Raw genomic sequence first — 21,441 nt, forward strand, 5'->3', positions numbered from 1 at the left:
AAGGTGAACCGCCAAGCGCGGTCTTTTTGTTACTTGTTCGAGGCCTTGGCCGTGGCGGCGGCACCGGCGCTGGATAGCGCCTTGACCACGCCGTCGATCAGTTTGCCGACCTGGTCTCGTGCGGCGTCGCGGTTGAGACCCAGCGCATCGAGCTCGGCCTTGCCGGCGTCCCGCGCGGCCTGGGCGGCGCCGGTGGCGGTGTCGTTAAGCCGCTTGCCCACGGGGCCGAGCAGCTTGCCTTCCTGTTCGGTGCGCGGAATGACCGCACCGGCGAGCACCCCGATCGCCACGCCGCCGATCAGGACGGCGAGCGGGTTCGCCTCGATTCCCTCGGCGGTGCGGCGGGCCGCCTCGCGCGCGGTGTCCCGCGTCGTCTCGATCGCCTTTTCGGCGGCGGCGCGCGCCGTCGGCTTCGCTGCGGAGGACTTGTCGGTGGAGGGGGCGTTCATTCGGAGGGTCCTTTCCGTCGGGCACGCGCCCGTTTGGGTTTCAAACTCGCAGGCGGCTCGGGAGTTTCATCGAGACCGGCCTCGATGAGATGCCTGAGCGGCCCGCGTGCGACGAACAGGCCGACCGCCGCGGCGGCGCCGGCCAGCGCGAGAGGATGGCGCTTCAGGCCTTCCAGGCCCTCGCGGGCGATCTCCTGCGCTGCTTCCTTCAATTCTCCCACGGCCTCGCGGGCAAGGGCCTTGGGGTTGAGCCGGGCCTGGATGTCGACAAGAGTGCTGGCCAGCCGCGCCCGGGCATCTTCGGCGCGCCGTTTCGCCAGGGCGAGGTCGGCGGCATCGTCGATCGCCTCTGGCAGATTCAGGCGCGCGCTCATTCGGGTTTATCCCTGATCTCGGTGATCTTGCGCACCTTGGCGATAGCAGCCCGCACCAGCAGCGCGGCGGCACCGAGCGAAAGGACGACCACGAGGATCGTCGCCCCGACCTCGCCCAGCGGACGCCGAAGAATGAGCAGCAGCCCGAGCACCGTCGCGATCATCGCCGACTGGGCAAGCAGCAACGCCACCACGCCGAGGATGATCGCCGTCCGCGCCTCGCCGACACGGCTCAGGAACTGGGCGCGATAAAGCCTGATCTCGGCACGCACGAAGCGTTCGGCATCGTCGATCAGCCGCGAGAACAATGCCGCGATGCTGTTGCTGTCATGCTCTTCCGGCGGTCGCTCGGCCATGTTCCCCCCGGGGCGCGATGGATCAGGCGTCGTCGCGGTCGGCGGCGTCGATGCCCGACTTGATCAGGCGCACCAGCACGAAGCCGATCGCGGCGGCGGTGCCGATGGCGATCGCCGGGCTCTTCTTCACGAAGCCGCGCGCATCCTCGATCAGATCATCGAGATTCTTCTGCTTGATCGAGTCGGAGAAGCCGGAGACGGCGTCGGCCGCGCTGCGGGCATATTGGCCATATTGCGGGCCGACCTTTTCGTCGACGGTGCCGGCGGCATCGGTCATCATCTTGGCGAGCTCGTCCAGGACGCCGCCCGCGCGGGCCTTGCCGTCCTCGGCATAGGCGCGGGCCTTGTCGCCTGCTTCCTTGCCCAGCTTCGATGCGCTGTCCTTCAGCGTCTGCGTCGCTGCGCGCGCCTCGGTCTTGAAGCGGGGGGTGGCGGTGTCAGTCGTGGTTTCCACGGTCGGGCCTTTCTTCGGCTTGGCCGGTTTTGGGGCCGGTTTCGGGGTCTTGGCGGCGGGCGAAGCCTTGGATGCGGCGGTGGCCGCCTTGCGCGGTGTCGCGGTGGTGGCAGCCTTTTTCACCGGCTTGGCCGGTCTGGGAGCCTTCGGAGTTTCGTCAGCCATGCTGTCGCCCTTTCTCGCGTGTCCACATCAACCGGCCAGCGCAGCCCCCGGTTCCATCGGCGGAGACGATTTGCCGCCGCCGATGATAGCCGATAGAGGCTCGCCCGTCTGCCTGGGGCCTCAATCGTTAGAAGGATCATGAAGTGACCGCAATCATCGACATCCACGCGCGCCAAATCCTCGATAGCCGGGGCAACCCGACGGTCGAAGTCGACGTGTTGCTCGATGACGGCTCCTTCGGCCGCGCCGCCGTTCCCTCGGGCGCATCGACCGGCGCGCATGAGGCGGTCGAGAAGCGTGACGGCGACAAGAGCCGCTGGCTGGGCAAGGGCGTCCAGCAGGCGGTCGATGCCGTCAACACCGAGATCGCCGACGCGGTGCTTGGCCTCGAGGCGGAAGACCAGGCCGATGTCGACCGGGTGATGATCGATCTGGACGGCACCGAGAACAAGGGACGGCTTGGCGCGAACGCCATCCTCGGCGTCAGCCTGGCGGTGGCCAAGGCGGCCGCCGATGCGCGCGGCCTGCCGCTCTATCGCTATGTCGGCGGGGTTTCCGCGCATGTGCTGCCGGTGCCGATGATGAACATCATCAACGGTGGCGAACATGCCGACAATCCGATCGATTTCCAGGAATTCATGATCGTGCCGGTCGGTGCTGACTCGATCATCGAGGCGGTGCGCTGCGGCTCGGAGATTTTCCACACGTTGAAGAAGGGCCTGCATGACAAGGGCCTAGCGACGTCGGTCGGTGATGAGGGCGGTTTCGCGCCCAACATCGCCTCGACCACCGACGCGCTCGATTTCATCATGAGCTCGATCGAAAAGGCCGGCTACAAGCCGGGCGAGGACGTGATGGTGGCGCTCGACTGCGCCGCGACCGAGTTCTTCAAGAACGGCAAGTACGATATCTCCGGCGAGAACAGGATCCTCTCCAGCCACGAGATGGCTGAATATCTCGCCGACCTGACTCGCCGCTATCCGATCTTCTCGATCGAGGACGGCATGGCCGAGGACGATTTCACTGGCTGGAAGGCGCTGACCGACCTGATCGGCGACAAGGTCCAGCTGGTCGGCGACGATCTGTTCGTGACCAACCCGAAGCGACTGAAGCAGGGCATCAAGGATGGCCTCGCCAACTCGCTGCTGGTGAAGGTCAACCAGATCGGCACGCTGACCGAGACGCTCGAGGCGGTGTCGCTGGCGCAGCGCAGTGGCTATACCGCGGTCATGTCGCACCGCTCGGGCGAGACCGAGGACGCGACGATCGCCGATCTCGCCGTCGCGACCAATTGCGGGCAGATCAAGACTGGCAGCCTCGCGCGCTCCGACCGGCTCGCCAAGTACAACCAGCTCATCCGGATCGAGGAGGAACTCGACGAGTCGGCCGTCTATGCCGGCCGGTCGATTCTTCGCGCTTGAATAGGTAAAATTCCCGCTTGATCCACGAGTCGCATGATGCGAGAATCGTGGAATGGCAAAGCGCTCCACCTTCCGCACCCTGCTTCGTCGTGCCGGTCCGCCGGCCGCGTTGCTGATCGTGGGCGCGTTTTTCGGCGGTTATGCCATCATGGGGCCGAACGGCGCGCTCGCTTATGGCGATATCCAGCGCCAGTTGAACAAGCGTGAGGGCGACCTGGCGGCGCTGGAGAAGCGCCGCGCCGAGTTGAAGAACCGGGTCGCGCTGCTCGATCCGCGCCATGCCGATCCGGACATGGTCGACGAACTGGCGCGCAGGAAGCTCAACGTGGTGCATCCCGACGACATGATCGTCGATCTGGGCAAATAGCCTCTCCAGGCTGCGGGCGGCCTTCCGCCCGGGCTGGCGCAGGAAGCGCCAAGCTGCCAGCATCCCCTGATAAACGAATCAAAGGGAGCGGGTATGCGCAGGATATTGCTTGCCGGAATCGCCTTGCTGGCGGTGACGGCATGCGGGCGGTCGGAAACGAAGCCCATGTCGAACGATGCCGAACTGGCACTGCCGACCGGCAGCTGGGCGGCCTTTCGCGATGCCTTTATCGAAGGATGGTTCAAGCTCGATCCGGCCAATGCGGTCTATCAGGGGCGGCATGATTTCGACGGCGGGCTCGGCGACTGGAGCGAGGCGGGACTGAAGCGGCAGGCCGATTTCCTGCGCGCCTCGATCGTGAAGGCATCGGCGTTCGATGCCGGCAAGATGAGCAAGCAGGACGCGTTCGAGCGCGACTATCTGGTGCAGGTCGCCGAGGGAAAGCTGTTCTGGCTGACCGATGCCGACCAGCCCCACACCAATCCTGCCTGGTATATCGGCGCGGGCCTTGACCCGAACGTCTATGTCGCCCGCAACTATGCCGATGCGCCGACGCGGATGAAGGCGATGATCAAGTTCCTGCGCCAGGTGCCGGGCGCCGCGGCGAACATCCGCGCGAACCTGAAGACACCGATGCCGCTGAGCTTCATCAATTACAGCGTCGCCGGCTTCAACGGGTTCGCCGATTATTACACCGGCGATGCGAAAAAGGCCTTTGCCGGCGTGCAGAGCCCGGTGCTGCAGGACGAGTTCAACCAGGTCTCGGCCGCGGCGGCGAAATCGATGCACGATCTGGCCGCCTATGTCGAAAGCCAGCGGGGCACGGCGACTCAGGGCTTCGCGCTGGGCGCCGACAAATTCGCGCGCATGATCAAGATGACCGAGGGCGTCGACGTGTCCCTCGACCAGCTCGAAGCGGCGGGCAGGGCGGATATGAAGCGCAACCAGGACGCGCTGAAGGCTGCGTGCGCGCAATTCACGCCGGGGGCGACCATCCCGGCCTGCATGGCGAAAATGAACGCCAACAAGCCTGTCGGCGGTCCGGTCGCCGAGGCGCGGCGGCAGATTCCCGAGCTCAAGGCGTTCGTGATCGCGAAGGACATCGTCTCGATCCCCGATGCCGAGCAGGCGCTGGTCGAGGAGAGCCCGCCCTATAACCGGCAGAACTCCGCCTATATCGATCCGCCGGGGCCGTTCGAGAAGGGCATCCCCTCGATCTACTATATCTCGCCGCCCGATCCGGCCTGGACGCCGGCCGAGCAGGCGGGGTTCATCCCCGGCAAGATGGATCTGCTGTTCACCTCGGTCCATGAGGTGATGCCTGGGCATTTCCTGCAATTCCGCCACGCCAACCACTCGCCCTCGCTCTTCGGGCGGCTGTTCGTCGGCTATGCCTATGCCGAGGGCTGGGCACATTATTCCGAGGAGATGATGTGGGATGCCGGGCTCAACAATGGCGACCCGGAGACGCATGTCGGGCAGCTTTCCAACGCCTTGCTGCGCAACTGCCGCTATCTGTCGGCGATCGGCCTGCATGCGCGCGGCATGACTCAGGAGCAGTCGCGCAAGATGTTCGTGGACGAATGCTATCAGGACGAGGGCAGTGCGAAGCAGCAATCGGCGCGCGGCACCTATGATCCGGCCTATCTCAACTACACGATGGGCAAGCTGATGATCCGCAAGCTGCGCGACGACTGGACCGCGACTCATGGCGGGCGAAAGGGGTGGAAGGCATTCCACGATCAGTTCCTCAGCTATGGCGGTCCGCCGATCCCGCTGGTGCGCAAGGCGATGATGGGCGACGACGGCAAGGCTGTGTTCTGATCGATCGGGCCGGCCCGCATATGGCGGGTCGGCCAGGTCCTGCCTCTATTGCTGCCGGCTCACCGCTTCGGGCTGGGCGTGCTCCGCCTCTTCGGGACGTGGATTGCGGATCGAGGGGCGGAGGCGCGCGACGCTGCATAGCCCGGCGATCACCGCGAGGCTGGCCGAGACCATCGGTGGAATACGCCCGTCGCCGACGCCGAGCGCCAGCAGCGCGGCGACGAGGGTCGCGCCGGTGGTCTGTCCCGACAGGCGGACCGTCGAGACCAGTCCTCCCGCGGCGGCGGCACGTTCGCGCGGTGCCGATCCGACCAGCAGCCGGGCATTGGGGGGCAGGTAGAGGCCGAAGCCAGACCCGCACAGCGCCATGCGCCAGGCGATGTCGAACAGGGTCGGGTCAGCCGGCATGAAGGCGATGAGCAACAGGGCGACGACGGAAATGGCCATGCCGATGCCGCCCAGGATGCCCGCCGGCACGCGATCCGACAGGAAGCCCGCCGCCGGCGCCACGATCATGTTGGTCAGGGGCCAGGGGGCGATCGCGGCGCCGATCGCTGCGGCGCTGAAGCCAAGCGCGTGGAGGCGGAAGGGCGTCGAGATGAGCAGGGTCATCGACGCGGTGAAGGCGATGAAGCCGCCGATCGCGGAGAGCGCCAGCACCGGGCGGACGAGCAGGTCGATCGGCAGGATCGGATTGGGCTCGCCGCGCTCGCGCCGGACGAAATAGATGCCGATGATGATGCCGACCAGGACGATCGCGGCGGAGACGACCGGGCTGTCGCCATGGACCATGCTCTCCAGCCCGCCGATCACCAGGCCGAACATCGAGGCGCAGAGCACGGCGCCGTACACGTCGAAGGTGGCGTGGCGCGCGCGCGGGTTGGGGATCGCGCGGCCCAGCGCAAGGCTGGCGAGCGCGAAGGGCACGGCGCTGGCGAACACCCAGGGCCAGGGCGCGACCGAAAGGATCAGGCCGCCGATGGTCGGTGCGATCGCCGCCGAACTGGTCACCACGACCGAGTTGATCCCGAGCCCGCGGCCGAGCTGGTTGGAAGGATATATCTGGCGGATCAGGGCCGAGGATACGCTGAGCACCCCGGCGGCGCCGATCGCCTGCGCGGCGCGCACGATCAGGAGGAAGGGAAGGCTCTTGGCGAAGAAGCACAGGATGGTCGCGACCGTGAAGATCGCCTGGCCCGCCTGATAGGCGTTCTTGAGCCCGATCCGCTCTCCCAGCCCGGCAAAGGGCAGGAGCAGCATCACGAGCATCACCTGATAGACCGTGACCACGGAGACGACCGCGCTTTGCTGGACACCAAGATCGCGCGCGATGGTCGGCAGTGCGACATTGGCGACGCCGCCGTCGATGATGACGAGTGCTGATCCGAAGGACATGGCGGCGATGGCGACATAGCGGCGCGGGAGGGGAAGGCCGTCGCCGGTATTATGCTTGTCCGGCTCCTGCCCGCGGCCGAGAAAGCCGAGCGCGAAGCCCTGCGCGCCCGACGTGCCTGCGGCGCCGGTATCCGCGGGAGGGAAGGGCGGAGTCGTCACGCACGGCCTATGCGATAAAAAAACCGACTTTGGGAAATATTTCGAAGAGCCGGGGCGGTGCGTCGACCGCCCCGGAGATCGTGCGATCAGGCGAGCGAGACTTCGGCGACCTTGTCCCTGTAATCCTGCTTCGGATCGACACCGAGCAATGTCTTCACGCCGGCGAGCAGGCTTGAGCCGTTGAGCCAGATCTGCGCGCGTTCGGGATCGAGGCGGAGCAGCTGGAGCTTGGGGTCGTCCTTGCCGCCTTCGAACCAGGCTGCGACGAAGGGATTCCACAACCGGTCGATCACCGCGCGATCGTCGGACAGCGACAGCGTGCCATGGATGCTGGCGAACAGGTCATGCCCCTTCGAGGCGAAATGGGCGAGCGCCCGGCTGGCCCGGCCTTCGCGCAGTTCCCTGGCGAGATCGGTCTCTTTCGAGGTGAAGAACCAGATCGGACCGCGATCCTCGTCGCCGTCGAGCTGGGCAGTCATCGGCTGGGCACGGCCGTCCTCGACTCCGTCGAGCCCAAGCATCACGGTCCTGTCGGAACGAAGCGCTTTCCAGAATTTGGCGGTGATGTCCTGCGTATCGGGCATGGCGATATCCTTCATGTTGCCCGGGCCGAACGGGTGGGCGATTGCGCAGGTTCCCCCAAATCGGGCACTCGGTTCGTCGATCCCCACTTGCTGCGATGCAGCATATTATTGTATGCGTTTAGGCATGAAACTACCGATCGAGAGCGACAAGGCTATGCCGCAGGGTCCGGTTCCGACCATTTTCGAGGCGATCGTGCGCAAGCGCTACGTGGTCGCGACCTATAACCGCGTCACCATGACGCTGGCGCCGCACGTGATCTATACGAAGCATGGCGACCTGTTCATCGATGCCGTCGCGATCGAGAAGGACGGCAAGCCGCCGCGCGAGGAAAAGATCGGCACGTTCAAGCTGGCCGGGCTCAACGAGCTGCAACTGACCGAGCGTGAATTCCCCGCGAGCGCGCTGTTCCACGCCAACGACGCGAAATATGTCGAGGCATTGATCGCGGTCGAAGCGGCCTGAGGCACGCTGTCGGCAAGCCTCTCCGTTCGCCCCGGGTGTCCATCGACACGCTCGATCCCTGCTCGGCACGAACGGGAATGACCGGCCGTGTTTCGGCCGTGATTTCCTAAAGAACCCATTCCACTGACAGGAAGCCCTTGGTCGTATCGGTCTGGAACCGGTCGGCCTTGTAGCGCGCCAGCCGTGCGGCGACCGTGAATCGGTGGAGTTTCGCCTGGGCGAGCAGGTCGATCTCGTCGCCATAGTGCTGCGACAGCCGGTCGCTCTCGAAATGATGCCAGGTCGCGACGAGCCCGATACCGCTGATCGGCCCCTTCACCTTCCAGTTCGCGCCAAGCGTCCCGTAGAGATCGCGAATGCCGTTGGGCGGCGTAGTGCCGAACTTGCCGGCCCAGCCCTGGAACCGGAACAGTGAGGCGAGCGGCGTCTGGAAGCTGGTGAGTGCTGTGCCATGATCGGCGCCGAGCACTTCGTACCCGGCGGTCGCGGCGAGGACCTTGCCGCTGAGACTTGCCTCGGCAAGATAATAGTTCGCCGCATAACGGTTCGGGTTGCGGCGATAGTCGCTCTGGCGCGCCGCGCTGGCGATATAGCCGAGCTTCCACCCCGGGGCGACGGGCTGGCTACCGGCGAAGCGCACGCCATAGCTCTGGCTCGACAGGCGATACCCCTGCAAGGCAGCCAGGTCCTGATCGACCAGATAGGCGAAGCCGGTGAGCGTGCCGATCGGCGCGGCATAGCTGACCAGGCCGAACCAGTTGCTGCCCGGCACCGCGGTCGGCCGGGCGCCGGTGCCGTCGATGCCGTTCACGGTGCGGACGCTCCAGACATAGCTCGCATCGATGGTCAGACGGGGAATGCCCGCCCAGGTCGCGCGCACCGCGTCGAAGGTCTGCTCGTTCTGGCGCCAGGGCGCCGGGCCCACGAAGCGCTGGTCGGCGAGATCGAGCACCTGCCGTCCCACGGTGACGCTGGTCTTGTGCGCCGCGTACCGGATCTGCGCGCGATTGAGCTCGATATTCTGCGGATCGAGGACCAGCGGCAGCGGCGTGCCGTTGAACCCGTCATTATAGTGGTTGCCGATCCTGATCGTCGCCTCGCTCTCGACCAGTGCCGACCAGGGGCCGGTGCTTGCCTGGACGCCGCTGCGGACTCGCAAGGTTACGGCGTCTGCCTTGTCGGCGATGCCGTCCTGGTCGACATGTTCGTAGCGGAGCCGCGCATCGACCAGCGGCCTCAGCGTCACGTCCTGCGCCGTGGCGGACTGTGCGTACCCCAGCGCCGCGAGCCCAAGGGCCCGCGCCATCGTCCTGCTCATGGGAAATCCTTCGGGAAAGGGAAGCGGGCGGCGCTTGGCCGCCCGCTCCAGGGGGAGCCTTCAGGCCGGTTCGGCGGCAAGTCCGCCGTCAATCGCGCCAAGCTCGCCCGAGGCGCGCGCGTCGCGGCCATAGACCAGCTCGAACAGGGGGCCGGCCATCATCGTCGTGACGATCGCCATCAGCACCAGCATCGAGAAGAGCGTCGGACCGATGATGCCCTTTTGCAGGCCGATATTGATGATGATCAGCTCCATCAGCCCGCGCGAGTTCATCAGCGCGCCGATGCCGAGCGCCGTGCGGTTGTCCTCGCCCGCGATCCGTGCGGCGAGATAGCAGGCGCCGCCCTTGGCGAGGATCGATGCCGCCAGGATGCCGAGCGCGATCAGCAGCAGCGTTGCCGAATTGACCATGTCCAGCCGGGTGTTGAGCCCGGAATAGGTGAAGAACATCGGCAGCAGCAGGACGACCGCGAGCGGCTCGATCTTCTTCCTGAGCTGTTCGGCGAACAGGCCGCGCGGCATCACGACGCCCAGGATGAAGCCGCCGAAGATGGCATGGATGCCGACCGCATCCATCAGGAAGGCGGACATGCAGAACAGCATCAGGGTTATGGCGAGCACGGTGACGCTCATTTCCCCGGCGCGCTCGACCGCGCGGCCGAGCGGCGCCAGCAGGCGCTGGCCGAAGAGGATGATGAAGGCCGCATAAGCGAGGCCGCCGCCGATCGCGAGCACCGCGACGCCGGGCCCCCCGCCGAAGGTCGCCAGCACGATCGCCAGCACGCACCAGGAAACGGCATCGTCGAAGGCCCCGGCCGTCAGCGACAGCGTGCCGAGCGACGTGTCGGCAAGGCCGCGCTCGTTGATGATCCGGGCGAGCATCGGGAACGCTGTCAGCGCGATGCAGGCGCCCATGAACAGGGTGGCGTTGGCGGACGAGATATCCTTCGCGAACAGGCCGGGTACGCCGAGCAGGAAGGGCGTGATCAGGAAGGCGATCAGGAAGGGCGCGGCGATCCCGGCGAAGGATACGCTCATCGCGCTCTTCGCCTTCGACTTGAACTTGTCGAGCTGAAGCGTGGTGCCGACCAGGAACATGTAGAGCCCGACGCCGAGCTGCGATCCGGCATAGAGGACGCTGCGCGTCTCCTTGGGGAAGATCGCCCCTTGCAGGCCCGGGAAAAGCAGGCCGAGCAGCGACGGGCCGAGGATGACGCCGGCGATCATCTCGCCGACCACCTGGGGCTGGCCGAGGAATTTCTTGCCGGCCCAGCCGACCACCCGGCAGGCCAGCAGGATCACCGCGAGCTGGAGGAAGAAATGAACGCTGAAGTCGCCCGGCGTGTAGCTCGCGGCCGCGGCCGGCGCTGCCGGGCCATGGGCTGACAGCACGCCGCCGACCGTTGACCAGATGCTGTCGATGACCCCTTCGGCCATATGATTCCTCCCCCGTTTCGGTTCTTCCCCGCGGCAATCCAGGTTGCCCCGGTCACGAAGGGGGCGAAATCGGGCGGGCGGCGCAACTGGAAAATGCTGCCCGGATGCCATTCGTTGTCATTTTTCCGGCTTGGGCGTCCCGGCTGTTGCGATGCGGCAACATAGTAGTAATGTACCTACAAGTTAGCGCGAACATTACAGGCATATGGATTGGGAAATCGGCGCGATGAAGCTCGTCTCAAGTCGTGATTTCAACCAGGATGTGACCGCTGCGAAACGCGCCGCGCGACTCGAGCCGGTCTTCGTCACTGATCGCGGCAAGCCGACTCATGTGCTGATGAGCATCGACTCGTTCCGCCAGCTTACCGGTCAGACCGAGACGATCGTCGACCTGCTCGCGATGCCGGGCCTGCCGGAGATCGACCTGTCGGGCGACGCCGCCGCTGCCTGGAGCCGGCACGGGGCGGCGGGCTGATGTACCTGCTTGATACCGGCGTCGTCTTCGAGCTCCGCAATGCGCGCGCCGGGCAGACCGATCCGCGCTTTTCGGGCTGGGCAGCCGGCCTTGTCAGGCAGAACCTGTTCATCTCGGCGCTGACCCTGCTCGAGCTCGATAGCGGCGCGGCGCGGACGGCGCAGCGCGACAAGGCAGCGGGGCTCGCGCTGCGCCAATGGATCGACAACCAAGTGCTGCCCGCGTTCGAGGGCCGGATCCTGCCGGTCGATACCGCCGTGGTGCGGCGGCGTGGCCAGCTTTCCTATGCGGATGCGCGGGACGGCCTGCTCGCCGCGACCGCGCTCGAACACGGGCTGACGCTCGCCACCCGCCATCCCGGCGCGTTCAAGACGGGGCGGGTCAAGCTGCTCAATCCCTGGGCCTACACGCCCGACGCGGTTGAGGAGGATGGCGACTGGCGCCAGGCCGCCAAGGCCGGGCCGCTCTGGCTCAAGAATCTGTTCGTCAGGGCGTGACGATGGGGCATGAAGGCATGATGAGCCGGAAACGCAGCATCCTGATCGTCGGCGGCGGCACGGCCGGCTGGATGACGGCTGCCTATCTCGCCAAGTTCCTTGAACTGTCAGGCAATGAACGGCTCGAGATCAAGCTGCTCGAATCGCCCGAGATCGGTATCATCGGGGTGGGCGAGGGCACTTTCCCGACGATCCGGAACACGCTCCAGTTCATCGGCATCGACGAGAGCCGCTTCATCCGCGCGACATCGGCGACGTTCAAGCAGGGCATCCGCTTCGTAGACTGGGTGCGGACGCCGGAAGAGGGCGAACACAGCCATTTCTTCCATCCGTTCGAGGCGCCCTTCCATGCCGAGGGCGTGAGCCTGGTGCCCTATTGGCTGCTTCAGGACGAGAAGACGCGGCGGCCCTTCGCCGAGGCGATGACGATCCAGAACCGCGTGGCCGAGGCGCAGCGCGGGCCAAAGGGGCCGGGCGAGGGCGATTTCTCGGGTCCGCTGAGCTACGCCTATCATTTCGACGCGACGATGCTGGCGCAGATCCTGGCCGAGCGCGCCCGCGAGCTTGGCGTGGTGCATCTTCAGGGCCTGCTCAACCATGTCGAGATCGACGGAACCGGGGCGATCGACCATGTCGTCACGGCGGAGCAGGGCCGGCTCGATGCCGACCTGTATATCGACTGCACCGGTTTCCGGGCGGAACTGATCGGCCGGGCGCTGAAGGTGCCGTTCAAATCCGTCCGCTCGATCCTGTTCACTGACCGGGCGCTTGCCTGCAAGATACCCTATGAACGGCCCGACGCGCCGATCGAGAGCTATACCATCGCCGCCGCGCACGAGGCCGGGTGGACCTGGGACATCGGGCTGAACGGCGCGCGGGGGATTGGCTGCGTCTATTCGAGCGACCACATCTCCGACGATCGCGCCGCCGAAATCCTGCGTGCCTATGTCGGGCCGGGCATGCAGGATATCACGCCGCGCCATATCCTGTTCGAGCCCGGCTATCGCGAGCGGCAATGGGTGAAGAATTGCGTCGCGGTCGGCCTGTCGGGCGGGTTCCTCGAGCCGCTCGAATCGACCGGGGTGCTGGTGATCGAGGCGGCGATCGGCATGATCGCCGAGATGTTCCCGCACAATGGCCCGGTCGATGCGCCCGCGCGCCGGTTCAACGAACTGATCGCGGCGCGGTACGACAATATCGTCAATTTCCTGAAGCTGCATTATTGTCTCAGCCAGCGCGGCGAGCCCTTCTGGCGCGACAATGCCGACCCGGCCTCGATCCCGGATCGCCTGGCCGACCTGCTCGACCAGTGGCGGCACCGGCCGCCGGGGCGCTTCGACTTCACGCTCGACCTCGAATCCTTCGCCTTCTTCAACTACCAGTACATTCTCTACGGCATGGAGTTCAGGACCGACCTGGCGCCCAGCCGAAGCGACTTCCCCAATGTCGGCGCAGCGGAGAAGACCTTCGCGCGCATCCGCAATTTCGGGGAACGCGCCACGCTCGACCTGCCGTCGCATCGTGCCCTGATCCAGCAGATCAACCGGACGGGTTGAGGCCGGCATCGGGCGATTGCCGCGGCAATCCGCTGCATACGGTTTCGTCGCATCGTTGAAGGGGACAGGCCGGATGCGCTTGCCAGCCTTTGAGCGGCGCCTGTAAGGCTGTGACGGTATCGTAACCGTCAGTGTAACCAAGTCATCCAGCCTGTTGATTAACCAAGCCAGCCCTTTTTCGCGATCAGCGAGCCCTCGGCAATGGGCGATCGTGCGCGCGACGGGGGTCCTGCGGCGATGATGATCCCGTTCGCCCTGGCCTGGTCGCTCCTGGCGACACTGCCGACCAATGTCGGTTTCCCCCTGCGGACCCGGGTGACGCCGGGGCCAGACCAGCCGGCGCGCGCGGTGGCGCGCATGGTGGGCGGCATCATCAGCTACACGCGCTGGCCGGGGGATGCCGCCGCCGCGATGCGCCTGTGCGTGATCGGCAAGACACGCTTCGCCGACCACCTGGGCGAGGCGAGTCCGGTCGCGGGACGGGCGATCTCGGTCAATCGGCTGGCGACAGGCAATCCGACGATCGGGCAATCCTGCGACATTCTCTATCTCGGCGACCTGCCCGCCGGCCAGGGCCAGCGTACGATCGCCGGGATTCGCGGCCGGGCCATCCTCTCGATCGCGGAGTCAGATCCGGCGTGCCGCGGCGGAACGATGTTCTGCCTCGACATCAAGCCGCTTGAGATATCGTTCCAGCTCAGCCTCGATGCGATCTCGCGCGGGACGGTGCGGGTCGACCCTCGTGTCCTTCGCCTGTCCGATGCCGATGGGGATGCGTCGTGATGCCGCCGGCACGGCCGCTTCCCACGCTTCGCGCTGTGCTGGCGCGGGTGCATTTCCGCGTCACCCTGTTCGCCGTCGGCATTGCCGGGCTGACCGTGCTGCTCGCCGGCTTCGCCACGATCGTCGACTATGCCCAGCAGAACCTTCATCTGGTGGCCCAGTCGGCCAGCTATACGGTCGCACCGGCGATCATTTTCGACGACCCGGAGGCTGCGCGCGAGAGCATCGCGCCGCTTGCCGCGGCAGAAGGCGTTGCGGAGATCGCCGTCGTCGCGTTGCGTGGCGGACGCGAACTGGTCCGGCTGGGCCATCCGGAAGAGCATGACGACCTGTTCGGCATCGACTGGCTGACCGCGCGGCTGGTCTTCCCGGACATCGTTGCCGCGCCGGTGGTGCATCGCGGCGTCACGATCGGCGAGGTGCGGGTGCGCGGCGATCCCGCGGTCGTCGGGGGGTATATCCGTCGCGGTCTGGCCAGCGCGCTCGCGTGCCTGCTCATCACCGCCATCGCGACTCATTTCCTTGCCAGCCGGCTTCAGCAAGGCGTGATCCGCTCGCTGAACGCGATCGCCGCCGTCGCGCACAATGTGCGGGAGGAACGGGCGTTCGGTCGCCGGGCGCCGCCGGCCGGGATCGCCGAGATCGATTCGCTTGGGCGCGATTTCAATGCGCTGCTCGACGAGCTGGACGAGTGGCACGTGCATTTGCGGCGCGAGCGGGAGGAACTGAGCCATCAGGCGCGGCACGACACGCTGACCAACCTGCCGAACCGGGTCGATTTCGAACATCACCTGGCCATTGCGCTCGACCAGGCGCGCGACGGCGGCGAATCCTTCGCGATCCTTTATCTCGACGGCGACGGCTTCAAGGCGGTGAACGACCGGTATGGCCATGCCACGGGCGATCATGTGCTGATCGAGATCGCGGTCCGGCTGCGGGCGTCGATCCGCGCCCAGGATATTGCCGCGCGCCTTGGCGGAGATGAATTCGCGGTTCTGTTGCCCGCGCCAAGCGGCATGGACGCCGTCGCCCGGGTGCGCCAAAGCGTGGCCGAACGCATGGCCGAGCCGATCGCGCTATCGTCCGGCGAGACACTGGCCATGAAGCTCAGCGTCGGCGCGGCGGTGTTCCCCCAGGATGGCGCCGATATCGCCACGCTGCTGAACGTGGCGGATGCCGGAATGTACGCCAGCAAGCAGGCGCTGCGCGAAGAGCGATCATAAGCGGTTTTTTTGGGTTTTTGGCAAAGGAAAGACGGTTCGAATATGATGTCCCGACTGTTTCCCAAGGCGATCCTCGGCGTTGGCCTGTTCCTGCTGGCCGCTTGCCAGACCATGGCCGATCATGGCGGCTGGACCAGGGCCCAGGTCGCCGCGCTCCGCGCTAACGGCTTCGCGAAGACAGAGCGGGGCTGGGAGTTCGGCATGCAGGACCGGCTGTTGTTCGCGACCGACGAAAGCGAAATCCGGCCTCAGCAGGTCATCGTCATCCGGGACATTGCGAGCAAGCTGGTCGCGGTCGATATCCGCCGCGCCCAGGTCGAGGGCCATACCGACCGCACCGGGACCGCGCGGCACAATGATGCGCTGTCGGTGCGCCGCGCCGCCGCGGTTGCCGACGCGCTGGCGGGTGGCGGGATACCGTTGGCCAATATCCGGGTCGAGGGGCTGGGTGCGCGCTATCCGATCGATACCAATGCCACCAAGGCGGGACGACAGGAAAACCGCCGTGTCGTGATCCTGATCGCGGCTCCCTAGCGCATCGAGCGCTACATCAGAACCACCTCCCCAGTTCGTGCCGAGTAGAGATCGAACAGGCGCAGCCCGAGGTACGATTGAAGCGCGAAACGCTTGTCCCTCGATACGCCATCTCGACTCGCTCGACGGCACTCGGGACGAACGGATCGGACATTACACACGACGATTTAGAGTCGTTTCCAGCGTCACCGCTGCCGTTTCAGCTGTGCTGAAACGGACTCTAACGCGGCGACCAGCCGGGTGGGGCAAGCTCGAAGCCGGCGAATTCGAAAGCGGGGGTGACGACGCAGCTGACCAGGCCCCAGCCGAGCTGCGCCTCGGTGGCCTGCCACGCGCCAGCCGGGACGATTGCCTGGGGCAATTGTCCCGCCAGCACGTCGCCGCCGAGCAGATGTTCCTGCGGCGCGCCATCGTCGACCAGCAGCCGCAACGGGCTGCCGGCATGCCACAGCCACATCTCCGCCGCGTCGACGCGATGCCAGTGCGAGCTCTGGCCGAGTTCAAGCAGGAACAGGATGGCGGTCGCCAGCCCGCGACCGGTGCCGGGTGCGGGCTGGCGGAACGTCTCGCGATACCAGCCGCCCTCCGGATGGGGGGTGAGCTCCAGCCTGGCGATGAGGGCGGCGGCGTCGTTCATGCCTTGATGAAGGCCAGGATGTCGGCGTTCAGTACGTCCGGATGAGTCGTGCACATGCCGTGCGGATAGCCCGGATAGATTTTCAGCGTGGGCTTCTGGACCAACTCCGCCGACAGCAGGGCAGCATCCTTGTAGGGAACGATCTGGTCGTCGTCGCCGTGGAGGATCAGGCAGGGCACATCGATCTTTTTCAGGTCGTCGGTGAAGTCGGTTTCCGAAAAGGCCTTGATGCAGTCATAGTGCGCCTGGGCCGATCCCATCATGCCCTGAAGCCACCAGTGATCCATGATCCCCTGCGAGATCGTCGCGCCCTCACGGTTATACCCGTAGAAGGGGAAGGGCACGTCCTTGTAGAGCTGGGCGCGGTTGGCGGCGAGCTGCGTGCGGAAGCCGTCGAACACCTCGATCGGCGTGCCGCCCGGATTGCTGTCGCTCTTGACCATGATCGGCGGCACCGCGCCGATCAGCACTGCCTTGGCGACGCGCGCCGTGCCGTGCCGTCCGAGATAGCGGGCGACTTCCCCGCCGCCGGTCGAATGGCCGATATGGACCGCATCCTTCAGGTCGAGCGCGGCGGTCAGTTCAGCGACGTCGTCGGCATAGGTGTCCATCTCGTTGCCGAAGGACGGCTGGCTGGAGCGGCCATGGCCGCGACGGTCGTGCGCGATCACGCGATAGCCCTGTCCGAGAAAGAACAGCATCTGGGCATCCCAGTCGTCGGCGCTCAGCGGCCAGCCGTGATGGAACACGATCGGCTGCCCGGTGCCCCAGTCCTTGTAGAAGATATCGGTGCCGTCCCGGGTAGTGATGGTGCTCATCGCGGTATCTCCTCGCAAGGTGAAGACGATCGCGGGCCGGATCTTCAGGCCCGCGACGGCAATGGTCTAGGCCCGTATGGTGACACTATCCATCATCCCCGGAGAGGACCGGCGCGCCTCGATCAGCTTGACCACGAAGATGGCGAAGATCGCGACCAGGGCGCCGGCGATCATGTCAGTCAGATAATGCGTGCCTTCTACCGGCGTGGACAGCAGCATCGCGATATTGACGATGGTCAGCGGCCAGCGCAGCCGGCGGAACGGCCAGGCGGCGGCGATGAAGAGCACGGCGCTGGCGGTGTGGAAGCTGGGTGCCGAGACGAGCCCGCGCAGATCACCGAGATCGACATGGCTGATCATGTGCAGGCGCAGCTCCGGAATGATCGTCGATTCGGAGAGCTGGCTGACCGGCATATAGGGGATTGGCCCCTGCCATTGCGAAGCGAGCGGCCCCTGCGCCGGGATGAAGCAGAACAGGACGAGGGAGATCACCGCCGCGAGCCAGAAGGAGGCGATGAACGAGCGCGCGGCCCCGCGATGATCGCGCCAGGCGAAATAGCCGAGCAGGATCGCTGGCGTGACGTAGATGCTCTGATAGGCGGCCGTGCCGAGAAGCTGGAGCGACCGGTGGGCGACGACCAGATCGTACCAGGCGAGCCAGTTGAAGCGCAGCATGTCGTCGATCCGCTGAAGCGTTGGATCGATGAAGCCCTGGGTGCCGGCTGACAGCGGATAGGTCGCGATGGCGCCCATCAGGGAGATCAGCGTGAACAGGCCGAAATATTCGGCGATGTCACGGGCGATGCGGCGGCCGGGCGTAGGCGGATGGCGCAGCGCATAACGAGTCGCGGCGGCGGTGACGCCCAGCGTAAAGAAGATGATCGTGCTCCACGCCCAGGGGTCGATCCTGAGACCCTGCCACAGCATCAGCGCGATAAGGGTGGCGAGGCTGAGCAATGTGCCACCGGCGACCCAGGCGCCCGGAATGGCATGGGCGTGATCGGTGGCTGGGTCGGTTTGCGCATCGTCGCTGAGGCGGGTGGCCCGGAAAGTCGGTCGGGAAAAGTGGAACAAACGCATGCCTCGAATTGGGGCGCCGGGACGGCGTGCCTGCTGATCTGGTTCACGATGGGCGTGCTGTGACGCCGATATCGTGAACGGGCCATGACGTCCCCATGAACTTGCTACACGGCGAGGATCGCCTGATCTGGGTTAACACAGGCAAGCAGCGACTCGCAACAGGTTGGAATCGCGGAACGAACCCTGGCGGACGCGGTTGAAGTCACGACGGACGAACGATTTTTGGTGGCCGGTGCACAAACGGGATGCGATCGACGAGCACCTGGCGCTCAGTCCGAACCACTCCCGTTGGCCCCGAATAGCCATCGAGCTTGTCGAAATGGCGTATCGAGGGGCAGGCGTTTCGCGTGCCGCCGCTGCCTCGAGACGGCTATTCGGTCCCTACTCCACGGCGATCGGTGGGAAGGCCGGGTTGCGGATCGGCGCGCTGCACTGGCAGGAAGTGGTGGATACCGGATTCCTCCGCTGCGATCCGGGCGCGAAGGCGTCGTATCAGCGCTTGAACGTCACGGCGGTAATAGGACCATTCCGTCGTGGCGGGCAGCCCCTTCCAGCGATCCATATGGTTTTCGAAATCGTCGTAGAGAGTGCGAAGCTGCGCCCGGGACTGGATGGCGAGTTGGGCGATGTGCGGTCGCCGGTCTCCCATCAACGGCACGACCACCAGGGCATCGTCGTTCGACAAATGACTCAACACCTCTCGCGTGAAATTCCAGCGGGCCAGCATGAGAAGACCGGGCGTTTCCGGGCGAGGCCCTGCGACCATCGCCTCCAGCGATCCGGCCAGTTCCAGGATCCGGCGATGTTCGCGTTCAAGCTTCGCGATCGGCATTCGACACCCCCCGCACTCACCGGCCTGCATTCTCTGGTGATGCTAGCGGAAGCAGGGCAACCAAGGTGTTGACGACGGCTATCGTGTAAGTACGTAAGCCGATAGTCTAACCTGGATCAATGACAATATCGGAAAAGATAAAATTCGAATGGAACGGCCAGCTTTCCTGCGTGTTGTATTGCCATCGAAACAATCGAGAGGAGCACGTCGTGGGAAAAGGTATTCTGCTGTGGCTGATCGGCATTCCACTTCCGATCATTATCCTGCTGTTGATCTTCTGGCACTGACAGATGCGCGGCTTCTCGTAGAATACGAGTCCCCGTTAATACTGGGTCAGCATTGCGGCCAAGGGTCGGGGCCAGGGTTGGGGCATGTCGGCTGCCCCTATTCAGCCACGTCCAGTCCGATCTTCCTGGCTTTCTCCGGCAGGTTCTTCTGGAGCGCGATAGCGGCGTCGATATCCGCCTTCGCCTGTGCCGCCAGTCCCTTCCTGCGTTCGACAAGGCCGCGCCCGTAGAGCGACCAGGCCATTTTCGGCTGAAGCGCCAGAGCTTCGTTGTAGTCCGCCAGTGCCTTGTCGAGATCGCCGCTGCGTAGCCTCGCCAGGCCGCGACTGTCGAGAAACGCCGCGGTGTGCGGCCGGAGCCTGAGGGCGCGATCGCAATCCCCGATCGCCTTGTCGAGGTCCTTGCCGGAGAGTGCCCGTGCCCAGCAGCGGCCATTGAGCGCCATCGGCATGCGATTGTCGGCGGGATGGGCTGCGATCCAGCGGTCATATTGGGACACGGAGGTGCCGGGATCGTCGAGCGATTCATAATAGGCGCCCAGTGACAGGCGTAAATCGGAGGATTCCGAGAGCATGCGATCGGCCGCCTCCAGATCCGCGCGGGCGCCTGCCCGGTCGTCGGCGCGGAAACGGACCGATGCACGCATCAACTGTGCTTCCGGATAGTCGGGCTTGAGGGTCAGCGCGCGATCGAGGTCGATCCTTGCCTCGCCTGGCTTCTCGGTTCGGACGAGGACAAGCGCACGCTGATAACGATAGTCCGCATTGTCCGGGGCGAGATCGACGGCGCGTGTCAGATCGGCGAGGGCGCTCTTGAAATCGCTGCGTGCCGCGCGTGCGTTGCCGCGAAGGCTGAAGTCTTCCGCGGTGACAGGGCCGGTGGCGGGGACGCCGCCCGCAGCGGGGGCAGGCGCGCTTTTCGCTTCAGTCGCCGCCATCGCTTCGGCCTTTCTGACGCTCAGGTCGAAGACAGGGCCGCCATTGTAGGTGAAGAACATCCGCCGCTGCGCGTTCGATACATAGACGCGGTGCGAAAGGAAGAAGTCGGCGCCGATCAGCATGTCGAAGCCACTTTCGTTGATATCGGCGAAGCGGAGGCGGATCTTGCGGATTTCCTCATTGCCGATCTTCAGGCCCTGGAATGGCCCGATCCAGCTTGGATAGGTGCGCCGCCCGAGGCCGCCGGTGGAACCGGCAGGCTCCACGCCGGGCATGTCGGGCTTGATACCCGCGCGGGCCGCGGCCCCCCTGGTCAGCATCGAGGTGGGGGCGCCCGTGTCGAACACGGCGCGCAGCTTCACCCCGTTCAGGATTACCGTGGCTGCCGTGTGCGACAGGATGGAGGTGGGCGCTTCGATCTCGAGTTCCGAAACGGCGAGCGCCTTCTCCTTTGCCCAATAGGCAAGATTCACGTTGTTGCAGTTCTTTGCCCGCATCAGGCGGATGGCACCGCCGGCAAGATCATATTCCACGTCGCCGATGCCGAGGACGTTCTGGCCGAGCAGCCCGGTGCCGCCGATCTCGCTGCCCCCGACCATGAATTCGATATTGTGCAGGGTGACTGGCCCCAGGCCGAAATCCTTGACCCGCGCGACCGATATGCGCGTCTCCCCGCCGATGCCGACAATGTGCATGTTCCCGGGCGCATCGCTCAGCTTCAATCCAAGCTCGGCGGCCGAACCGGGTGAGATGGCGCTGTAGAAGGCGCCGCTGTCGACGATGAATTTCACCTCGCGGCCGTTGATCCTGGCAGGCACCATCGGACGGAGACCGGACATGGTGACCGGCAGGGCGAGCATCTGGCCGACGGAGCATTTGGTTTCGGCCGAGGCGGGCAGGGTTGTAGCGCCGGCGACAAGCGTGGCGAGAATGGCCAGGGTCCGCATCCAGGGTCCTCTTCTTTTTCTTTGCCGCGTGTCGCGCCGGCATTGGTCGCGCGGACCCGGGGCGCGGT

23 protein-coding genes are annotated in these 21,441 nt (G+C 65.6%); 10 read left to right on the plus strand and 13 right to left on the minus strand.

Going from position 1 to position 21,441, the window contains the following annotated elements:
- Positions 1-29 precede the first annotated feature (29 nt).
- Genes P0Y59_03215 through P0Y59_03230 form a run of 4 tightly spaced genes read right to left on the minus strand, consistent with a single transcriptional unit; the run spans position 30 to position 1,798 of the window.
- Positions 30-449, minus strand: a complete 420-nt coding sequence (locus tag P0Y59_03215) for a hypothetical protein (GenBank protein WEK00719.1) — start codon at positions 447-449, stop codon at positions 30-32.
- Positions 446-823 carry a DUF3618 domain-containing protein gene (locus tag P0Y59_03220; GenBank protein ID WEK00720.1) on the minus strand — a complete coding sequence of 126 codons (378 nt, stop codon included), beginning with the start codon at positions 821-823 and terminating at the stop codon, positions 446-448. The genes P0Y59_03215 and P0Y59_03220 overlap by 4 nt, the downstream gene beginning before the upstream one ends.
- On the minus strand, positions 820-1,179 hold the full coding sequence (locus P0Y59_03225) for a phage holin family protein (GenBank protein ID WEK00721.1): 360 nt from the start codon (positions 1,177-1,179) through the stop codon (positions 820-822). The genes P0Y59_03220 and P0Y59_03225 overlap by 4 nt, the downstream gene beginning before the upstream one ends.
- 22 nt (positions 1,180-1,201) lie before the next feature.
- Complete coding sequence (locus P0Y59_03230; GenBank protein ID WEK00722.1) at positions 1,202-1,798, minus strand: hypothetical protein; 597 nt, start codon at positions 1,796-1,798, stop codon at positions 1,202-1,204.
- Between the two features lie 143 nt (positions 1,799-1,941).
- On the opposite strand from P0Y59_03230, the gene eno reads away from it, so the two are divergent.
- The 3 genes from eno (at position 1,942) to P0Y59_03245 (ending at position 5,410) form a co-directional block, all read left to right on the plus strand.
- Positions 1,942-3,219, plus strand: a complete 1,278-nt coding sequence (gene eno / locus P0Y59_03235; protein WEK00723.1) for a phosphopyruvate hydratase — start codon at positions 1,942-1,944, stop codon at positions 3,217-3,219.
- A gap of 52 nt (positions 3,220-3,271) precedes the next feature.
- Positions 3,272-3,586, plus strand: coding sequence for a septum formation initiator family protein (locus tag P0Y59_03240; protein WEK00724.1), 315 nt, complete (start codon positions 3,272-3,274; stop codon positions 3,584-3,586).
- A 93-nt stretch (positions 3,587-3,679) separates the two neighbouring features.
- Positions 3,680-5,410 (plus strand): DUF885 domain-containing protein, encoded by a 1,731-nt coding sequence (locus tag P0Y59_03245; protein ID WEK00725.1) that lies wholly within the window; start codon positions 3,680-3,682, stop codon positions 5,408-5,410.
- 45 nt (positions 5,411-5,455) lie between these two features.
- Here P0Y59_03245 and P0Y59_03250 read toward each other — a convergent pair whose 3' ends face one another.
- Together P0Y59_03250 and P0Y59_03255 are read right to left on the minus strand one after the other, a co-directional pair.
- Positions 5,456-6,805, minus strand: coding sequence for an MFS transporter (locus P0Y59_03250; protein ID WEK02480.1), 1,350 nt, complete (start codon positions 6,803-6,805; stop codon positions 5,456-5,458).
- A 245-nt stretch (positions 6,806-7,050) separates the two neighbouring features.
- The gene (locus P0Y59_03255) at positions 7,051-7,563 is read right to left on the minus strand and encodes a pyridoxamine 5'-phosphate oxidase family protein (GenBank protein ID WEK00726.1); all 513 of its coding nucleotides are present in this window, start codon (positions 7,561-7,563) and stop codon (positions 7,051-7,053) included.
- Positions 7,564-7,672: 109 nt separating this feature from the next.
- On the opposite strand from P0Y59_03255, the gene P0Y59_03260 reads away from it, so the two are divergent.
- On the plus strand, positions 7,673-8,011 hold the full coding sequence (locus tag P0Y59_03260) for a hypothetical protein (protein ID WEK00727.1): 339 nt from the start codon (positions 7,673-7,675) through the stop codon (positions 8,009-8,011).
- Between the two features lie 106 nt (positions 8,012-8,117).
- Here P0Y59_03260 and P0Y59_03265 read toward each other — a convergent pair whose 3' ends face one another.
- A complete protein-coding gene (locus P0Y59_03265) occupies positions 8,118-9,329 on the minus strand; it encodes an alginate export family protein (GenBank protein ID WEK00728.1) in 1,212 nt (403 codons plus the stop codon).
- 60 nt (positions 9,330-9,389) lie between these two features.
- A complete protein-coding gene (locus P0Y59_03270) occupies positions 9,390-10,766 on the minus strand; it encodes a cation:proton antiporter (protein ID WEK00729.1) in 1,377 nt (458 codons plus the stop codon).
- A gap of 205 nt (positions 10,767-10,971) precedes the next feature.
- On the opposite strand from P0Y59_03270, the gene P0Y59_03275 reads away from it, so the two are divergent.
- The 6 genes from P0Y59_03275 to P0Y59_03300 all read left to right on the plus strand — a co-directional run bounded on the left by P0Y59_03275 (position 10,972) and on the right by P0Y59_03300 (position 15,834).
- On the plus strand, positions 10,972-11,241 hold the full coding sequence (locus tag P0Y59_03275; protein WEK00730.1) for a type II toxin-antitoxin system Phd/YefM family antitoxin: 270 nt from the start codon (positions 10,972-10,974) through the stop codon (positions 11,239-11,241).
- Positions 11,241-11,738 carry a PIN domain-containing protein gene (locus P0Y59_03280; protein WEK00731.1) on the plus strand — a complete coding sequence of 166 codons (498 nt, stop codon included), beginning with the start codon at positions 11,241-11,243 and terminating at the stop codon, positions 11,736-11,738. The genes P0Y59_03275 and P0Y59_03280 overlap by 1 nt, the downstream gene beginning before the upstream one ends.
- A gap of 20 nt (positions 11,739-11,758) precedes the next feature.
- A complete protein-coding gene (locus tag P0Y59_03285) occupies positions 11,759-13,294 on the plus strand; it encodes a tryptophan 7-halogenase (protein ID WEK00732.1) in 1,536 nt (511 codons plus the stop codon).
- A gap of 201 nt (positions 13,295-13,495) precedes the next feature.
- Positions 13,496-14,077: a YfiR family protein gene (locus P0Y59_03290; GenBank protein ID WEK00733.1), complete on the plus strand. Its 582-nt coding sequence runs from the start codon at positions 13,496-13,498 to the stop codon at positions 14,075-14,077.
- On the plus strand, positions 14,077-15,300 hold the full coding sequence (locus P0Y59_03295; protein WEK00734.1) for a diguanylate cyclase: 1,224 nt from the start codon (positions 14,077-14,079) through the stop codon (positions 15,298-15,300). Before P0Y59_03290 ends, P0Y59_03295 begins: the two co-directional genes overlap by 1 nt.
- Positions 15,301-15,345: 45 nt before the next feature.
- On the plus strand, positions 15,346-15,834 hold the full coding sequence (locus P0Y59_03300; protein ID WEK00735.1) for an OmpA family protein: 489 nt from the start codon (positions 15,346-15,348) through the stop codon (positions 15,832-15,834).
- Between the two features lie 220 nt (positions 15,835-16,054).
- Here the strand turns inward: P0Y59_03300 and P0Y59_03305 are convergent, their stop codons facing one another.
- The 5 genes from P0Y59_03305 to P0Y59_03325 form a co-directional block, all read right to left on the minus strand.
- Entirely contained in the window at positions 16,055-16,471 is a 417-nt protein-coding gene (locus P0Y59_03305) for a cupin domain-containing protein (GenBank protein WEK00736.1), read from the minus strand.
- Complete coding sequence (locus tag P0Y59_03310) at positions 16,468-17,289, minus strand: alpha/beta hydrolase (protein WEK00737.1); 822 nt, start codon at positions 17,287-17,289, stop codon at positions 16,468-16,470. The genes P0Y59_03305 and P0Y59_03310 overlap by 4 nt, the downstream gene beginning before the upstream one ends.
- 66 nt (positions 17,290-17,355) lie before the next feature.
- Positions 17,356-18,369, minus strand: coding sequence for a phosphatase PAP2 family protein (locus P0Y59_03315; GenBank protein WEK00738.1), 1,014 nt, complete (start codon positions 18,367-18,369; stop codon positions 17,356-17,358).
- Between the two features lie 370 nt (positions 18,370-18,739).
- Positions 18,740-19,201 (minus strand): hemerythrin domain-containing protein, encoded by a 462-nt coding sequence (locus tag P0Y59_03320; GenBank protein ID WEK00739.1) that lies wholly within the window; start codon positions 19,199-19,201, stop codon positions 18,740-18,742.
- Positions 19,202-19,585: 384 nt separating this feature from the next.
- Complete coding sequence (locus tag P0Y59_03325; GenBank protein WEK00740.1) at positions 19,586-21,373, minus strand: aspartyl protease family protein; 1,788 nt, start codon at positions 21,371-21,373, stop codon at positions 19,586-19,588.
- Positions 21,374-21,441: the final 68 nt, after the last annotated feature.

Origin of the sequence: Candidatus Sphingomonas phytovorans (assembly GCA_029202385.1) — a bacterium.
Taxonomy (GTDB): domain Bacteria; phylum Pseudomonadota; class Alphaproteobacteria; order Sphingomonadales; family Sphingomonadaceae; genus Sphingomonas; species Sphingomonas phytovorans.

What these genes read in the sequence shown, in the direction of transcription:
- P0Y59_03260 (WEK00727.1), top strand. Translation starts at nt 7,673, where the DNA reads ATGAAACTACCGATCGAGAGCGACAAGGCTATGCCGCAGGGTCCGGTT.
- P0Y59_03220 (WEK00720.1), bottom strand. Translation starts at nt 823, where the DNA reads ATGAGCGCGCGCCTGAATCTGCCAGAGGCGATCGACGATGCCGCCGAC.
- P0Y59_03245 (WEK00725.1), top strand. Translation starts at nt 3,680, where the DNA reads ATGCGCAGGATATTGCTTGCCGGAATCGCCTTGCTGGCGGTGACGGCA.
- P0Y59_03240 (WEK00724.1), top strand. Translation starts at nt 3,272, where the DNA reads ATGGCAAAGCGCTCCACCTTCCGCACCCTGCTTCGTCGTGCCGGTCCG.
- P0Y59_03230 (WEK00722.1), bottom strand. Translation starts at nt 1,798, where the DNA reads ATGGCTGACGAAACTCCGAAGGCTCCCAGACCGGCCAAGCCGGTGAAA.
- P0Y59_03280 (WEK00731.1), top strand. Translation starts at nt 11,241, where the DNA reads ATGTACCTGCTTGATACCGGCGTCGTCTTCGAGCTCCGCAATGCGCGC.
- P0Y59_03285 (WEK00732.1), top strand. Translation starts at nt 11,759, where the DNA reads ATGAGCCGGAAACGCAGCATCCTGATCGTCGGCGGCGGCACGGCCGGC.
- P0Y59_03300 (WEK00735.1), top strand. Translation starts at nt 15,346, where the DNA reads ATGTCCCGACTGTTTCCCAAGGCGATCCTCGGCGTTGGCCTGTTCCTG.
- P0Y59_03265 (WEK00728.1), bottom strand. Translation starts at nt 9,329, where the DNA reads ATGAGCAGGACGATGGCGCGGGCCCTTGGGCTCGCGGCGCTGGGGTAC.
- P0Y59_03325 (WEK00740.1), bottom strand. Translation starts at nt 21,373, where the DNA reads ATGCGGACCCTGGCCATTCTCGCCACGCTTGTCGCCGGCGCTACAACC.
- P0Y59_03315 (WEK00738.1), bottom strand. Translation starts at nt 18,369, where the DNA reads ATGCGTTTGTTCCACTTTTCCCGACCGACTTTCCGGGCCACCCGCCTC.
- P0Y59_03255 (WEK00726.1), bottom strand. Translation starts at nt 7,563, where the DNA reads ATGAAGGATATCGCCATGCCCGATACGCAGGACATCACCGCCAAATTC.
- P0Y59_03295 (WEK00734.1), top strand. Translation starts at nt 14,077, where the DNA reads ATGCCGCCGGCACGGCCGCTTCCCACGCTTCGCGCTGTGCTGGCGCGG.
- P0Y59_03225 (WEK00721.1), bottom strand. Translation starts at nt 1,179, where the DNA reads ATGGCCGAGCGACCGCCGGAAGAGCATGACAGCAACAGCATCGCGGCA.
- P0Y59_03305 (WEK00736.1), bottom strand. Translation starts at nt 16,471, where the DNA reads ATGAACGACGCCGCCGCCCTCATCGCCAGGCTGGAGCTCACCCCCCAT.
- P0Y59_03250 (WEK02480.1), bottom strand. Translation starts at nt 6,805, where the DNA reads ATGTCCTTCGGATCAGCACTCGTCATCATCGACGGCGGCGTCGCCAAT.
- P0Y59_03270 (WEK00729.1), bottom strand. Translation starts at nt 10,766, where the DNA reads ATGGCCGAAGGGGTCATCGACAGCATCTGGTCAACGGTCGGCGGCGTG.
- P0Y59_03310 (WEK00737.1), bottom strand. Translation starts at nt 17,289, where the DNA reads ATGAGCACCATCACTACCCGGGACGGCACCGATATCTTCTACAAGGAC.
- P0Y59_03320 (WEK00739.1), bottom strand. Translation starts at nt 19,201, where the DNA reads ATGCCGATCGCGAAGCTTGAACGCGAACATCGCCGGATCCTGGAACTG.
- P0Y59_03290 (WEK00733.1), top strand. Translation starts at nt 13,496, where the DNA reads ATGGGCGATCGTGCGCGCGACGGGGGTCCTGCGGCGATGATGATCCCG.
- P0Y59_03215 (WEK00719.1), bottom strand. Translation starts at nt 449, where the DNA reads ATGAACGCCCCCTCCACCGACAAGTCCTCCGCAGCGAAGCCGACGGCG.
- P0Y59_03275 (WEK00730.1), top strand. Translation starts at nt 10,972, where the DNA reads ATGGATTGGGAAATCGGCGCGATGAAGCTCGTCTCAAGTCGTGATTTC.